At 65.8% G+C, this 15144-nt stretch carries 14 protein-coding genes; 4 read left to right on the top strand and 10 right to left on the bottom strand.

Features of this window, described 5'->3' with window-relative positions:
* Positions 1–74 precede the first annotated feature (74 nt).
* From GOQ09_RS03830 to GOQ09_RS03845, 4 genes are all read left to right on the top strand, one after another.
* A complete protein-coding gene (locus GOQ09_RS03830) occupies positions 75–977 on the top strand; it encodes an amino acid ABC transporter substrate-binding protein (protein ID WP_157611961.1) in 903 nt (300 codons plus the stop codon).
* 136 nt (positions 978–1113) lie between these two features.
* Entirely contained in the window at positions 1114–1845 is a 732-nt protein-coding gene (locus GOQ09_RS03835; protein ID WP_157611962.1) for an amino acid ABC transporter permease, read from the top strand.
* A gap of 1 nt (position 1846) precedes the next feature.
* On the top strand, positions 1847–2536 hold the full coding sequence (locus GOQ09_RS03840) for an amino acid ABC transporter permease (RefSeq protein WP_157611963.1): 690 nt from the start codon (positions 1847–1849) through the stop codon (positions 2534–2536).
* A 33-nt stretch (positions 2537–2569) separates the two neighbouring features.
* A complete protein-coding gene (locus GOQ09_RS03845) occupies positions 2570–3307 on the top strand; it encodes an amino acid ABC transporter ATP-binding protein (protein WP_157616571.1) in 738 nt (245 codons plus the stop codon).
* A gap of 69 nt (positions 3308–3376) precedes the next feature.
* Here GOQ09_RS03845 and GOQ09_RS03850 read toward each other — a convergent pair whose 3' ends face one another.
* The 10 genes from GOQ09_RS03850 to GOQ09_RS03895 all read right to left on the bottom strand — a co-directional run bounded on the left by GOQ09_RS03850 (position 3377) and on the right by GOQ09_RS03895 (position 15136).
* The gene (locus GOQ09_RS03850) at positions 3377–4315 is read right to left on the bottom strand and encodes a nucleoside hydrolase (RefSeq protein ID WP_157611964.1); all 939 of its coding nucleotides are present in this window, start codon (positions 4313–4315) and stop codon (positions 3377–3379) included.
* 56 nt (positions 4316–4371) lie between these two features.
* On the bottom strand, positions 4372–5409 hold the full coding sequence (locus GOQ09_RS03855) for a DctP family TRAP transporter solute-binding subunit (RefSeq protein WP_157611965.1): 1038 nt from the start codon (positions 5407–5409) through the stop codon (positions 4372–4374).
* Positions 5410–5809: 400 nt separating this feature from the next.
* Positions 5810–7108 (bottom strand): TRAP transporter large permease, encoded by a 1299-nt coding sequence (locus tag GOQ09_RS03860; protein WP_157611966.1) that lies wholly within the window; start codon positions 7106–7108, stop codon positions 5810–5812.
* Positions 7105–7686, bottom strand: coding sequence for a TRAP transporter small permease (locus GOQ09_RS03865; RefSeq protein ID WP_157611967.1), 582 nt, complete (start codon positions 7684–7686; stop codon positions 7105–7107). The genes GOQ09_RS03860 and GOQ09_RS03865 overlap by 4 nt, the downstream gene beginning before the upstream one ends.
* Before the next feature lie 113 nt (positions 7687–7799).
* Positions 7800–8801 (bottom strand): Bug family tripartite tricarboxylate transporter substrate binding protein, encoded by a 1002-nt coding sequence (locus GOQ09_RS03870; protein ID WP_157611968.1) that lies wholly within the window; start codon positions 8799–8801, stop codon positions 7800–7802.
* Positions 8802–8866: 65 nt separating this feature from the next.
* Positions 8867–10810 (bottom strand): acyl-CoA synthetase, encoded by a 1944-nt coding sequence (locus GOQ09_RS03875; protein ID WP_157611969.1) that lies wholly within the window; start codon positions 10808–10810, stop codon positions 8867–8869.
* A 49-nt stretch (positions 10811–10859) separates the two neighbouring features.
* Complete coding sequence (locus tag GOQ09_RS03880) at positions 10860–11858, bottom strand: Bug family tripartite tricarboxylate transporter substrate binding protein (RefSeq protein WP_157611970.1); 999 nt, start codon at positions 11856–11858, stop codon at positions 10860–10862.
* A gap of 41 nt (positions 11859–11899) precedes the next feature.
* Entirely contained in the window at positions 11900–13108 is a 1209-nt protein-coding gene (locus GOQ09_RS03885; RefSeq protein ID WP_157611971.1) for a CaiB/BaiF CoA transferase family protein, read from the bottom strand.
* Positions 13109–13184: 76 nt separating this feature from the next.
* The gene (locus GOQ09_RS03890; RefSeq protein WP_157611972.1) at positions 13185–13997 is read right to left on the bottom strand and encodes an oxepin-CoA hydrolase, alternative type; all 813 of its coding nucleotides are present in this window, start codon (positions 13995–13997) and stop codon (positions 13185–13187) included.
* Entirely contained in the window at positions 13994–15136 is a 1143-nt protein-coding gene (locus GOQ09_RS03895) for an acyl-CoA dehydrogenase family protein (RefSeq protein ID WP_157611973.1), read from the bottom strand. The genes GOQ09_RS03890 and GOQ09_RS03895 overlap by 4 nt, the downstream gene beginning before the upstream one ends.
* Positions 15137–15144: the final 8 nt, after the last annotated feature.

Raw genomic sequence — 15144 nt, forward strand, 5'->3', positions numbered from 1 at the left:
GGGTATTCCCCATGACCTGAATGTCTAAAATTTAGTTGTATCTGTATCTTCCAGTCACCTCAGGAGTTTTCCGTATGAAAAAGCAAGTATTGGCATTGGCAATCGCAGCCGTGGCTGCCGGCAGCGCGTTTGCACAGGCCAATGACACCCTGGCCAAGATCAAGGCCTCGGGCACCATCACCGAAGGCGTGCGGGAATCTTCCGGCCTTTCTTACACACTGGGCAACGGCCAGTACACCGGTTTCCACTACGACGTCTGCGCCAACATCATTCGCGACATCCAGAAGCACCTCAGCCTGGCCAAGCTTGAAACCAAGTACCAGCCCGTGACCTCGCAAAACCGCGTGCCCCTGGTGCAAAACGGCACCGTCGACCTGGAGTGCGGCTCCACCACCAACAATGCCACGCGCCAGAAGGACGTGTCGTTCGCCGTGACCACCTACGTCGAGGAAGTGCGCATTGCGGTCAAGGCCAACTCGGGCATCAACAGCATCAAGGACCTGAACGGCAAGACCGTGGCCACCACCACCGGCACCACGTCGGTGCAAACGCTGCGCAAGAACGAACGCGCCGGCGGCATCGACTTCAAGGAGCTCTACGGCAAGGACCACTCCGACAGCTTCCTGCTGCTCGAATCGGGCCGCGCCGACGCCTTCGTGATGGACGGTTCCATCCTGGCCTCGAACATCGCCAAGTCCAAGTCGCCGGCCGAGTACAAGATCGTGGGCGAAGTGCTCAGCGTCGAGCCCATCGCCATCATGATCCGCAAGGACGACGCCGCCTTCAAGAAGGTGGTGGACGACAGCATCAAGGCGCAGATCAAGAACGGCGAACTCGCCAAGCTCTGGGACAAGTGGTTCCTGAAGCCGATTCCCCCGGCAAACGTCACCGTGAACCTGCCCCTGTCCGAAGCTACCAAGACGGCCTGGGCCAACCCGAACGACAAGCCGATGGAAGAGTACGCCGCGAAGAAGTAATCGCCACGAAGGTCATCCGCGCAACGCCCGCCGCCCCCGGCGGGCGTTTGTTTTCGCAGGCAACGCAATGCTGCGGCGCGCGGGCATGGCCTCTGCAAGCTGGCAGTCTGGAAATCTGAAAGAAGGAGAGTCCCCGATGGGATCAAACTGGGATTGGCAGGTCTTCTTGCAAGACCCGGGCGGGAAGTACCCGACCTACTGGGAGTGGATGCTGTCCGCATGGGGCTGGACCGTGTCGGTGGCCCTGCTGGCGCTCATCGTCGCGCTGGTGCTGGGTTCGCTGATCGGCATCATCCGTACCTTGCCCAACAGCCCCTGGCTCGTGCGCCTGGGCAATGCCTGGGTCGAGCTGTTCCGCAACATTCCGCTGCTGGTGCAGATCTTTCTCTGGTACCACGTCATTCCGGCGCTGATTCCGGTCATGAAGGGTGTGCCGAGCTTCGTGCTGGTGGTGCTGGCGCTGGGCTTCTTTACCTCGGCGCGTATTGCCGAGCAGGTGCGCTCGGGTATTCAGGCGCTGCCCAAGGGCCAGCGCTATGCGGGCATGGCGGTGGGCTTTACCACGCCGCAGTACTACCGCTACGTCATTTTGCCAATGGCCTACCGCATCATCATTCCGCCGCTCACGAGCGAAACGATGAACATCTTCAAGAACTCGTCGGTGGCGTTCGCCGTGTCGGTGACCGAACTCACGATGTTCGCCATGCAGGCGCAGGAAGAAACCTCGCGCGGCATCGAGGTGTACCTTGCGGTAACGGGGCTCTACGTGGTCTCGGCCTTTGCAATCAACCGCATCATGGCTTTCATCGAGAAGAAGACGCGCGTGCCGGGCTTCATCGTCTCGGCCAGCGGCGGCGGGGGACATTGACATGATGAATCTCGACCTGTCGTTCTACAACTGGGAAGTCATCAGCAACTTCGTCGTCAAGGGCTTCTACTTCAGCATCATGCTGACGATCGTCGCCACCATTGGCGGCGTGCTCTTTGGCACCGTGCTGGCGCTCATGCGCCTCTCGGGCAAGAAGTGGCTCGATGCGCCCGCCGCCATCTACGTCAACGGCATGCGCAGCATTCCGCTGGTGATGGTCATCCTGTGGTTCTTCCTCTTGGTGCCGGCCTCGTTCTACGCGGCCTTCGGCTCCATCGGCTCGAACTACCGCTCGGAAATCTCGGCCGTGATCACCTTCATCGCGTTCGAGGCGGCCTACTTCAGCGAGATCATGCGCGCGGGCATCCAGTCGATTCCGCGCGGCCAGGTGTATGCGGGCCAGGCAGTGGGCATGACCTACGGCCAGAACATGCGCTTGGTGGTGCTGCCGCAGGCGTTCCGCAACATGCTGCCGGTGCTGCTCACGCAGACCATCATCCTGTTCCAGGACACCTCGCTGGTCTACGCCATCGGCGCGTACGACATGCTCAAGGGCTTCGAGACCGCGGGCAAGAACTTCGGCCGCCCGATCGAGGCCTACCTGCTCGCGGCCGTCGTTTACTTCATCATGTGCTATGCCTTGTCGTGGCTCGTCAAGCGCCTCCACAAGAAGATTGCCATCATTCGCTGAGTGGCTGAACCGGAGAAAGAAATGTCCGAAAAAATGATTGAAATCAAGAACGTCTCCAAGTGGTATGGCCCGGTGCAGGTGCTCAACGATTGTTCGGTGAGCATCTCCAAGGGCGACGTGGTGGTGGTGTGCGGGCCCTCGGGCTCGGGCAAGTCCACCCTCATCAAGACCGTGAACGCGCTCGAGCCCTTCCAGAAGGGCGAGATCACCGTCAACGGCATTCCGCTGCACGACCCCAAGACCAACCTGCCCAAGCTGCGCTCCAAGGTCGGCATGGTGTTTCAGCACTTCGAGCTGTTTCCGCACCTGTCGGTCACCGAGAACCTCACGATCGCCCAGATCAAGGTGCTCGGCCGCAGCCCCGACGAAGCCAAGACCCGCGGCCTGAAGATGCTCGACCGCGTGGGCCTGATGGCGCACAAGGACAAGTTCCCGGGCCAGCTCTCGGGCGGCCAGCAGCAGCGCGTGGCCATTGCCCGTGCGCTCAGCATGGACCCGATCGTGATGCTGTTCGACGAACCCACTTCGGCGCTCGACCCCGAAATGGTCGGCGAAGTGCTCGACGTGATGGTGAGCCTGGCCAGGGACGGCATGACCATGATGGTGGTGACGCACGAAATGGCCTTTGCCCGCAAGGTGGCCAGCCGCGTGATCTTCATCGACGTGGGCGGCAAGATCCTGGAAGACTGCCCGAAGGACGAATTCTTCAGCCACCCGGAAAACCGCCAGCCGCGCACGAAGGATTTTCTCAACAAAATTCTGCAGCACTGATCGATTCGCTGCGGCACCAAAAGCAAAAGCCACGCTGTTCGCAGCGTGGCTTTTTTATTGCCTGGGTTCTCAGGGCAGCCGTGCGATGTGTTCGGTCAGCAGGTCGAAAAAGCCCTGCGCATCGCCATCGACAATCCAGTTCGCATTGGCGGGGCGGTTCAGGCTGCCGTACCAGTCAGCTGCCGTCTGGCCGAAGCCCATGCCCTCGCGGCTGTCGACTTCGACGTTGACCAGCCTGCCCTTGAAGAGCGAGGGCTGCAGCAGGTAGGCGATCACGGTGGCGTCGTGCACCGGCCCGCCGGGCATTTCGTAGTGCCGCATTTCCTGCGGCGCGTAGGCATCCAGGATGTCGGCGACGATGGCGCCGGCCCGGTTGCCGATGCCACGCAGCCGCGCGATGCGCTCCTCGCTCGTGAGAATCTTGTGCGTCACGTCCAGCGGCAGCATCGTCGTCGGCACGCCGCTTTTCAGCACGGCCTCGGCCGCATGAGGATCGGCGAACACATTGAACTCGGCGGTCGGCGTGATGTTGCCGCCGTTGAAGTGCGCGCCGGCCATGAGCACCAGCTCGCGCAAGCCGCGCACGATGTCCGGGGCTTGCCCAAGCGCCAGCGCAAGGTTGGTTTGCGGGCCGAGCATGGCGAGCGTCACGCTTTTCTCGGGCGCCTCGCGCAGTGTGCGAATGAGGTAATCGACCGCATGCCCTTCGGCCAGCGGCGTGGCCGGCTCGTGAACCTCGACGCCGGTGATGCCTTCGCGGCCGTGGATGTTGGCCGCGTGAATTGGCGTGCGCTGCAGTGGGCGCTCCGCGCCGGCGTACACCGGAACGTCTGTCCGGCCGGCCCATTCGCAGGCAAGGCGCGCGTTGCGCGAGGTCTTGGCCAGCGGAACATTGCCGGCCACCGTGGTCAGCGCCTGGAGCTTCAGTGCTTCAGGCGCCGCCATGGCAAACAGCAGCGCGATCACATCGTCCGCGCCGGGGTCCGTGTCGATGATCAGGGTGTGCATCGCGACATTGTCGCGGCGGCACCCTGAAACGACGCCGGTGCTGTCTCTCTACTGAATTACTTCTTGCGTGCTGCGATGGCCTTTTCGGCCTTCGCCACGAGGTCGGCACCCACGGTGCCCTTCCACTTTTCGTACACGGGCCGCGTGGCCTTCACAAAGGCTTCGCGCTCGGCGGGCGTGAGCTGGGTCACGGTCACGCCCATGGCGGCAATGTCCTTCAGCACGGGCTTGTCGGCCTCCACCAGGCCCTTGCGCGCAATGGCAATCTCCTGCTGGCCGGCATCGATGGCGGCCTGGCGCACGATGGCCTGGTCAGCCGGCGTCCACGAAGCCCAGATCTCCTTGTTGACCACGAACACCAGCGGATCGGCCACGTAGCCCCAGGTGGTGACGAATTTCTGGCCCACGTTCTGCATCTTGAGCACGGTGAACAGGAAGAGAGGGTTCTCCTGCCCGTCGACCGCGCCGCTCGCGAGTGCGGGCTGGGCGTCGGCCCAGCTCATCTGCGTGGGGTTGGCGCCCAGCGCGGTGAACATGTCGGAATAAATCGGCGAGCCGACGACGCGGATCTTCATGCCCTTCAAGTCTTCAGGCGACTTGATCGGCTTCTTGGAATTGGTGATTTCGCGGTAGCCGTTCTCGCCCCAGGCAAGGGGCACGACGCCGGCCTTGTCGAGGGTCTTGAACATGTCCTTGCCGACCTCGCCCTGGGTGAGCGCATCGATGGCCGCGTAGTCGGGCATCAGGAAGGGCATGGAAAAGAGGTTGAGCTGCTTGACTTGCGGCGACCAGTTGATGGTCGAGCCGACGGCCATGTCGATGACGCCCTGGCGCAGCGCGCTGAACTCGCGGGTCTGGTCGCCCTGGATGAGCGAGACGCCGGGGTAGAGCTTGATGTTGATGCGGCCTTGGGTACGCTCCTTCACGAGGTCGGCCCAGATTTTTCCGGCCTGGCCCCACGGCGTGGGCGGGCCGAGCACGAGGGACATCTTGTATTCGGGCTTGTAGGCGGCCTGCGCCATGGCGCCGGTCGAGAACATGCCCAGGGCGGTGGCTACGGCGGCAAGGCCCAAGAGGGTGCGGCGGAATTTCATGAGAGGTCTCCTTGTTTTCTGAACACAATTAAGCGGTGGATGTTTTGGGGAACGGTTGGGCGTTTCGGGGCTGCTGTTCGGGGGGGCTGTTGTTCAGGGCGTGTGCCCAGGCCACCGGGTACTCCCCTCCGCGAATGTCCCCCGGGGCTGCGCCCCTCCTCCTTTATTTCGCTGCGGGGAGCACCCGATGCCCTGTGCGCCTGGGCACGCTGCTGGTGCTCCGCTGATCAACGACCGCTCCGTATAACGCGCCCGCTGGCGGGGTGCCTTGCGCAGCGAAATAAAGGAGGAGGCCGCAGGCCGGGGGACATTCGCGGAGAAAGGTACCCCGTCGGCGGGTGCGCGCCCCGAACAAGGCGGTAACCCAACAGCACGAAGCAAAGAGAAGCAGAGTCGCATCTCAATACCCCAGCTTGCGCGGCAACCAAAGCGCGAGCTCAGGAAACGCGATCACCAGCACCATCACCAGGAACATCGAGAACAGCATCCAGCCCACCCACCGCACGGTTTCTTCCATGCGCACCTTGGCAATGCGGCACGACACCATCAGGTTGACCGCGAGCGGCGGCGTGAACTGGCCCAGTGCGACCTTGAGCGTGAGGATCACGCCGAACCACACCGGGTCCCACTTGTAGTACTGCACGATCGGCAGCAACAGCGGCACGAAAATCAGGAAGATCGACACGCCGTCCAGGAACATGCCGACCGTGATCAGCAGCAGGATCAGCAACGCCAGGATGCCGTATTCGCCCAGGCCCGAATTCACGATGGCGCGCGTCACCGGGTCGATGATGCCCAGCGTCGAGAGCGAATACGCAAAAATCCCCGCGAGCGACACCACCAGCAGGATCACCGCCGACAGCTCGCCCGATTCACGCAAGATCACGAACAGGTCGCGCACCTTGATCGTCCGGTGCACGCACATGCCCACGAACAGGCCGTAGAACACCGCCACCACCGCAGCTTCGGTGGGTGTAAACCAGCCCGCACGCATGCCGCCCAGAATGAGCACCGGCGCCGCCAGGCCCCAGACTGCCTCGCGAAAACTCTTCCAGAACGGCGGGCGCGGCAGCGTCGATTCGAGCGCGCCCATCTTGTGCTGGCGGGCCAGCAGCACGGCCGGAATCATCAGCGCCAGGCCGGCCATCACGCCCGGGATCATGCCGGCCGCAAACAGCGCCGGCACCGAGGCACCCGGCACCAGCACCGAGTACACGATGAACGCGACCGAAGGTGGAATCAGGATGTCGGTGGCCGCCGCGGCGCCCACCACGCTGGCCGAGAAGGCGGCAGGGTAGCCCGCGCGCGACATGGCCGCGATCATCACCGCGCCCACGGCGGCGGCATTGGCTGGGCCCGAGCCCGAGATGCCGCCGAGGAACATGGCCACCGCAATCGCCACCAGCGGCAGCATGCCGGGGCCGCGCCCGACGATGGCCACCGCAAAGTTCACGAGCCGCAGCGCCACGCCCGAGCGGTCGAAGATCGAGCCCACCAGCACGAACATCGGAATGGCCAGCAGCGGGTACTTGCCCAGGCCAGCATAGAAGTTCTGCGGCACGGCCAACAAGCCGAACCACTGCGCGTCGCTGTTGGCCAGTGCAATGCAGGCGGCGCCGGCCAGGCCGAGCGCGGCGCCAATGGGCACGCCCACCAGCATCATCGCAACGAAGGCGACGAAGAGCAGGGTGGCGATCACGATGCGTCGCCTTTGTCGTTCTTGCTTTGCTCGCCGGTGTACGCCTTGCGGCCGCGGCGGATCATCAGGCCCACCGCGCGCAGCGCGATGGCGAAGGAAACGATGGGCAGCCACATCGAATACCACCAGGCCGGCAGGCCGATGCCGGGCGTGGTTTCGTCGAAGCGGTAGTCGTCCCACACCATGCGGATGCTGAGCGCCCCGATCAGCGTGAACAGAATGGCGATCATGAGCGCGCCGAATTGCGCCAGGCGCTTGCGCCGCGCCATCGAGCCGCTCTCCGAGAAGTATTCGATGCGGATGTGCCGGTCTCGCGCCACGGCGGCCGAGCCGGCCACCAGCGCCAGCATGATCATCAGGAAGACCGAGAACTCCTCCGTCCACGCAAAGGATGAATCGGTGAAATAGCGCACCAGCACGTTGGCAAAGGTGATGAGCGCCAGCGCGCCCATGATGATCACGGTGAGCCAGTCCTCGATGGCAAGCGGCACCTTGGTGGGCTCGTCGGCGGCTTCGATGTCTGGGGGAAGGGGGCTGGCGGCGTCCAGCACCGGGCCGGACTCGTTGGGAGTGGTCATCGAGAGGGAGGGGGAAAGCAGCTATGGATGGTAACGATCCATGTCCATCCGTTCATCGGGGTTTTCCTAAGCTGCGGCCCGGTTCCGCCTCCCTCCACCCCTGTCGAAACGGGCTACTCGAGCTTGGCGCCCGAATCCTTGATCAGGCGCTCCCAGATCGGGCTTTCCTTCTTGTACACGGCGGCAAAGGCCTCCGGCGAGCTTTCCTTCAGGTCGAAGCCCATGGCCGCCACGCGCGCCTGCACATCGGGCTGGCGCGTGGCCTTGCCCACTTCTTCGGCAATGCGCTGCACGATCGGCTTGGGCGTGCCGGCAGGCATGGCAATGGCAAGCCAGCCCGCCACCCGGTAGGCCTCATCGCCCAGTCCCTGCTCGGCCAGCGTCGGCACGTCGGGCAGCGTGGCCATGCGGCGCTCGCCGCTCACGCCAACGGCCTTGAGCTTGCCCGCCTCGATGTGCGGCTTGGCCACCAGCGCGCTGGCAAAGGCCATCTGGATCTGGCCGCCGATCAGGTCCTGCAGCATCGGCGACTCGCCCTTGTAGGCCACGTGGTTCATCTCGGCCTTCTGCGTAAGGCTCATGTGCGCGCCGGCCAAGTGCGGATACGCGCCCACGCCATACGAGCCGTAGGCCACCTTGCCCTTGTTGGCGGCCACGTACTTCAAGAGCTCCGGCCCGTTCTTCACCGGCACGCTGGGGTGCACCACCAGCACCAGCGGCGCGGTGGCAATCTGGTAGACCAACGTGAGGTCGCGCTGCGTGTCGTAGGGCAGCTTCTGGTAGAGGAACTGGTTGGTCAGCAGCGAATTGCTCAGCGCCAGCACCAGGGTGTAGCCATCGGGCGGCGCCTTGGCCACGGCGTCGGTGCCGATGATGCCGGCGGCGCCGGGCTTGTTGTCGATGATGACCGGCTGGCCCAGCCCGGCGGCCATCTTCTCGCCGATCACGCGGGCCAGCACGTCGGTTGCGCCGCCCGGGGCAAAGGGCACCACCATGCGGATCGGCTTGGCCGGATAGGTCTGCGCCCAGCTGGCGGTGGTGCCCGTGAGCGCGAGCGATGCAATGGCAAGGCCGTGCAGGGCTCGGCGGGTGGTGGTGAATGTGGCGTTGTTCATGTTCTCGATGTCTCCGATGGTTGATTTGTTTTTATGCGCGTGCCGCCAGCCAAGGTGATTCCGGGCTATTCGGTGAGCACCCCGGTCTTGAACGGCAGTGGCGCCAGTGCCGCCTCGATCTTTTGCCGCAGCGGCCCCGCAAGTGCGCCCGCGGCGCCGGCATCGATGCGCACCTGCACCAGGCGCTCGCCCTCATGGGCGGTAAGCGGCCTGGCCTCTGCGCGGACGCCAAGCTCGCCGCAGGCCTGCTCGACGGCCGCGGCTACCACGCGGCTGGCCGCCATCGCGCGCAGCTCGGGCTTGTAGATCTTGCCGACGTTGGTCATCGGCATGTTCTCGATGACGATCACCGACTTGGGTTTGGCGGGTGCCTCGTCCACACGCGCGGCGGTAAAGGCCAGCAGCTCGTCTTCCGTTGCCGATGCACCCGGCACCAGCGTCGCGAACACCACCGGCAGCTCGCCCGCATAGGCATCGGGCGCACCCACCGCCGCGCACAGCTGCACCGCCGGATGCGCGCCCAGCGCGTCCTCGATCACCTTGGGATCGATGTTGTGGCCGCTGCGGATGATCAGGTCCTTCGAACGGCCGCTCAGGTTGAGCCGCCCCTCGCCGTCGATCCAGCCCAGGTCGCCGGTCGCAAGCCAGCCGTCGGCCGTGAAGGCCTTGGCGTTGTCCGCCGGATCGACAAAGCCCGAGAACAGGTTGGGCGACTTGAACAGCACCATGCCCTGTTCGCCCGGCGGCAGGTCGCGGTCGCTCGCGTTGCCGTTTTCGTCGAGCGCCACGATGCGCATCTGCATATACGGCAGCGGAAACCCGACGCAGCCCGCCGGCCCGTCCACGCCGGGCGGCGTGATGGTCGAGATGCCAGCCATCTCGGTCATGCCCAGGCTTTCGTGCACATGCAGGCCGAACAGCCGCTCGAAGCGCGCGGCCAGTTCCGGCGAGAGCACGGCGGCGCCCGTGCGGCAGTAGCCGATCGACGAGATGTCGGCGCCGTCCAGCGGCACGTTCGCCAATGCGGCCAGCACCGTGGGCACGGCCGAGAGCGAGGTGGGCCGGTACTTTTCGACCATCTTCCAATAGTTGGCAAGCACCTCCTTGTTGCGCAGCAGCGAGGTCGTCGGAATGATCACTTCCACTCCGGCAGAGAGCGAAGCGAGCGAGGCCGGCAGCACGCCCGCCACGTGAAACAGCGGATAGCCGTTGATCGAGATGCCCTGGTCGTTCATGCCCGCGACCTGCACGCTGGCCCAGGCGGTGAACACCTGCGCGCCGTGGCTGTGGCGCGCGAGCTTGGGTGCGCCGGTGGTGCCGCCGGTGTGAAAGTAGGCGGCAATGTCGGTGGGTGCAATGTCGCGGCCGCTCACGAGGCGGTCCGAAGGCTGCGCGGCGCGCAGCGCGTTGAAGTCGGCGACGCCTTCGGGCAATGCGCCCGAGGCGCCCGGCGCCTCGTCGTGCGGCGCCACGCGAACCACGGTGGTGAGCGTCGGCACCTGGCTGCGCAACCGCATGGCCTTCGACCACATGCCCGATTCGCTGTCCGAGCCGTAGGCGATCAGCACCTTGGCGCGGCCGGCGGTCATCAGCGCCACCAGCTTCTCGTCGGTGAGCAGCGGATTGAGCGGCTGCACGATGCCGGCCGCCTCGCCGCCCCAGAGCGCAAGGTGGTATTCGAGGCAGCCCGGCAGCAGCACCGCCACCGCGTCTTGGGGGCCCACCCCCAGCGCATGCAGCATGTTCGCGGTCTGGTGGATGCCCGCGAGCAAATCGGCGTACGACCAGCGGATCGGCTCATCGGCCGGGTTGCCGGTGCGCAGGAAGGTGAGCGCCGTCTTGCCGCCGAAGGCCGCGCCCGCGTTGCGAAAGATCTCGTAGGTGCTGCGCACCGTCAGCGCCTCCGCGAGCGGCGTTTCCTCGAGCCGCCGGATATCGGCCAGGCTGCGCACCGGAAACAGGGGGCGGAACGGCTCGCCGCCCACCGTCGTCTTCTTGCTGTCTGCCATGCGTGTCTCCTGATGTCGTCTTCTTGCCGGCCGCCTGCGAAGCGCTGTTTTACTGGTTCGTGATCTTGTTGTCGCGAATGACCTTGCCCCAGCGCTCGAAATCCTGGCGCATGCGCGTACCCGTCTGCTCGGGTGTGCCGTAGGCCGCGAAGGAGCCGACGCTTTCGAGCTTGTCCTGCACTTCCTTGTCGGCCAGCGCCGTCTTCAGTTCGGCGCTCATGCGGTCGACCACGTCCTTGGGCGTGCCCGCGGGCGCGAGCAGGCCGCCCCACGAGGTGGCATCGAAGCCCGGGAAGCCCTGTTCGGCCACCGTCTTCACGTCGGGCAGCAGGCTCACGCGCTTGCCCGAACCGACCGCAATGGCGCGCAGCGTGCCGGCGCGGATGTGCGGCATTACCGCCACCAGGTCAGAGAACATGGCCGGCACCTGCCCGCCGATCAGGTCGGTCACGGCCGGCGCGCTGCCGCGGTAGGGCACGTGCTGCATGTCGAACTTGCCGATGTTCTTGAGCTGCTCGGTCGTCAGGTGGCCGAAGCTGCCGGCGCCCGCGGTCGTGTAGTTGAGCTTGCCGCCTTCGGCCTTGGCCTTGGCAATGAGGCCTTGCAGGCCGGTGACTTCGGGCAGCGACTTCGGGTTGACCACCATCACGATCGGCAGGTCGTACACCGTGCCCACGGGCGTGAAGCTCTTGAAGATGTCGTAGGGCGTCTGGCCGTACAGGTGCGCGGCCAGCAGCGTGGGCGTGGCCAGCATCACGAAGGTGTAGCCGTCGGGCGCGGCCTTGGCGGCCGCCGCCGCGCCGATGGTGCCCGAGGCGCCGCTGCGGTTGTCGATGAGGATGTTCTGCTTCAGGCCCTGCGACATCTTCTGCGCCACGATGCGCGTGGCCACGTCGGTCGGGCCGCCGGGCGGAAAGGGCACGACCACGGTGATCGGCTTGGCCGGCCAGGCTTGCGCGAAGGCGGCGCCTGCCACCAGCGGAAGCGCCAGGGCGATGAGCGCGCGGCGCGCGGGATTGCGAAGGGAGCGGGAAAAAGGAAATGCCATGACTTCTTCAGTGAATCAATGAGGAGAAGGAAAGAGCGTCTTCAGAGAACGCCGTTCGATTTAAGTTGCGCGAGCTTGTCGTCCGAAAGGCCGAGCAGCGACTGCAGCACCTCGTGCGTGGCTTCGCCCAATTGCGGCGGGGCGCTGCGCACCGGCAGCCGCTCGCCGTCGAAGCGGTAGGGCGGGGCAAGCACGTTGACCTTGCCGGCCACCGGATGCGGCTGCTCGGTAACAAGGCCCGCGTCGGTCGCGCGCTTGGAGTTGAGCGCTTCGAGCAGGCCCAGCACCTCGCCGCAGGGAATGCCCGATTGCGTGAGCTTGGCCAGCAGGTCGGCGCGCTGGCGCTTGGCCAGTTCGGCGTGCAGCTCGGGCAGCAGCACCGCGCGGTTTGCCGAACGCAGGATGTTGGTCTTGAAGCGTTCGTCCGCCGCAAGGTCGGGCCGCTCGAGCACGTCGGTGCAGAAGCGCGAGAACTGTGCGTTGTTGCCGACCGTAATGACCAGCGGGCCATCGGCCGCGTCGAACACGCCGTAGGGCACGATCGAGGGATGCGAGTTGCCGTAGCGCGGCGGGTCTTCGCCCATCAGCAGTGCTTCGAGGCCGTAGTAGGCGGTGATCATCAGGCCGCAGTCGAACAGCGCCATCTCCACATGGCGACCCTTGCCGGTTTTTTCGCGCTGGTACAGCGCGGCCAGCACGGCCTGCGCCGAGTACATGCCGGTGAACAGGTCGACCACCGCCACGCCGAACTTCAGCGGCGGCTGGTTGGCTTCGCCGTTCAGCGCCATCAGGCCCGCCTCGCCCTGCACCACCAGGTCGTACCCAGGGCGCGCGGCCTCGGGGCCGGTGCGGTCATAGCCCGAGATCGAGCAGTAGATGAGCCCCGGGTTTTCCTTGCTGAGCTGTTCGTAGCCGAGGCCCAACTTGTCGATGCCGCCGAACTTGAAGTTCTGGATCACCACGTCGCACTGCCTGGCAAGGTCGCGCGCAATCTGCTGGCCTTCGGGCGTCTGCAGGTCGAGCGTGACCGAGCGCTTGTTGCGGTTCACGCTGTTGAAGTAGGCCGTCTCGGTGTTGCCGACACGCAGGCCCCAGTCGCGCGTGTCGTCGCCGCGGCCCGGGTGCTCGACCTTGATGACTTCGGCGCCCATGTCGGCCAGCACCATGCCGCACCAGGGGCCCGCGAGGATGCGGGACAGATCGAGAACGCGCACGCCGGCAAGCGGCAGCGAGGAATTCAGCATAGGCATGAGAGCAACTCCCTTGAAACGAGAAAGCCCCGCAGCGAGTGCGAGGCGTGATGTGGGGTGAATGCGGCCGGCGTCGTCAGGAAGGGTCCGGCTCCTGCCGGCGCAGCGCAGTGAAATCCGCCGTGCGCTTGCCGAGAAAGGCACCGATGCCTTCGGCCGCTTCGGCATCGGCTTGCGACTCGACCATGTACACGGCCTCGGCCTCGAGCTGTTCCTCGAGCGTGGCGCAGTGCGCCTGGCGACACAGCGCCTTGATGCGCGCGCTCGCACGCTGCGGGCCATTGGCGACCTTGGCCGCGAGCGCAATCGCCTCGGCCAGCGCGGCGCCCTTGTCGGTGAGCCGGTTGACCGCGCCCAGCGCATGCAGGCGCTCGGCCGTCATGCGGTCGCCGGTCAGGCACATTTCGGTCAGCAACTGGCGCGAGACGAACTCAGACAGAAAAGCCGTGGCCCCGCCGTCGGGCGTGAGGCCGACCCTGACATAGGCCACGGTGTAGAACGCGTCGCGCGCCGACACCAGCATGTCGCAGGCCAGCGCCATCGACAGGCCCGCGCCCGCCGCACCGCCTTCGACGGCAGCGATGACGGGCTTGCCGCAATCGCGGATGGCGCGGATCAGGTTGTGCAGGCTCTCGAGCTTTTCGCGCCGTTCGGAGGCGGGCAGTTCGCGCCGCTTGGCCAGCAGGTTGAGGTCGCCGCCCGAGCAGAAGAAATCGCCCGCGCCGGTGAAGACGATGGCACCGACTTCCGGATCGGCTTGCGCGTCGGCGAGCGCGGCGCTCAGCTCGGCATACAGCGTCGGCGTGATCGCGTTGCGTGCACCCGGGTTGCTGTTGGTCAGGATGCGGACGGCGCCCTGCTGCGAGATGAGAACGGTCTTGTCGCTCATTGCACGGTCTCCTTGCCAAGCGCGATGTAGCGCTGCAGATGATGATCTTCGTCGCCGAGCTGGTGGTCGATCATCACGAGCCGCTTGGCATAGTGCGGCAGCGGCAGCTCCCACGTCATGCCGATGCCGCCGTGCATCTGGATGCTTTCTTCCGCCATCAGCGCGCCGATGCGGCCGATGCTGAACTTGGCGGCCGAGAGCGCACGCTCGCGCGCCACGCGGTCCGCACCGTCGATGGCGGCTGCCGCGTTGATCACCGCCGAGCGCGCCTGCTCGATCTCGAGCAGCAGGTCGGCCATGCGGTGCTGCAGCGCCTGGAAGCTGCCGATGAGCATGCCGAACTGCTTGCGCGTACGCAGGTAGTCGAGCGTGGCGGTCTTGGCGGCTTCCATCGCGCCGACGGCCTCGGCGCACAGTGCGAGCACCCCGCGGCCGATGGCGCGCTCCAGCGTGGCGTGGCCCTGGCCTTCGGTGCCCAGCAGTGCGTCGGCGCCCAGCTTCACGCCGTCGAATGCGAGTTCGGCTACGCGGCCGCCGTCGATGGCGGGGCAGCCGCGCACCGTGAGGCCCGGCGTCTTTGCGGGCACCAGAAACAGCGAGATGCCTGCTTCGTCGTCCACGTCGCCAGATGTGCGGGCGGAAACCAGGAATACGTCGGCCTGCTCGCCCTGCGGCGCGGCAGCCTTGGCACCGCTCAGCACCCAGCCGTCGCCGCTGCGCTCGGCGCGGGTGCCGACGTGCGTGCGCTCGTGGTGCGCGCCGGCTTCGTCGTGCGCAAAGGCGGCGACGAGGGCGCCGTTGATGATGTCGCCGAGCTTTTCTTTCTGCTCAGCATTGCCGGCGGCACTGAGCGCCTCGCCGACCATCACCGCGCCCAGCAGCGGCTCGACCACGAGGCCGCGGCCCAGCGCCTCGAAGACCACGGCAATGTCGAAGCCGCCGCCGCCAAAGCCGCCATCGGCCTCGCTGAACAGCGCGCCGATCACGCCCAGCTCTGCGAACTGCTGAAAGATTTCCTTGCTGAACCCGTGCTGCGACTTCGCGATGCGATCGCGTGCATCGAAGGCGTACTGCTCGGCGATGAAGCGGTTCAGGCTGTCGGCGAGCATGCGCCGGTCTTCGGTGTGTTCGAAGTTCATGTGCGTGT

This window comes from Variovorax paradoxus, assembly GCF_009755665.1.
In the GTDB taxonomy this organism is placed as follows: Bacteria; Pseudomonadota; Gammaproteobacteria; order Burkholderiales; family Burkholderiaceae_C; genus Variovorax; species Variovorax paradoxus_G.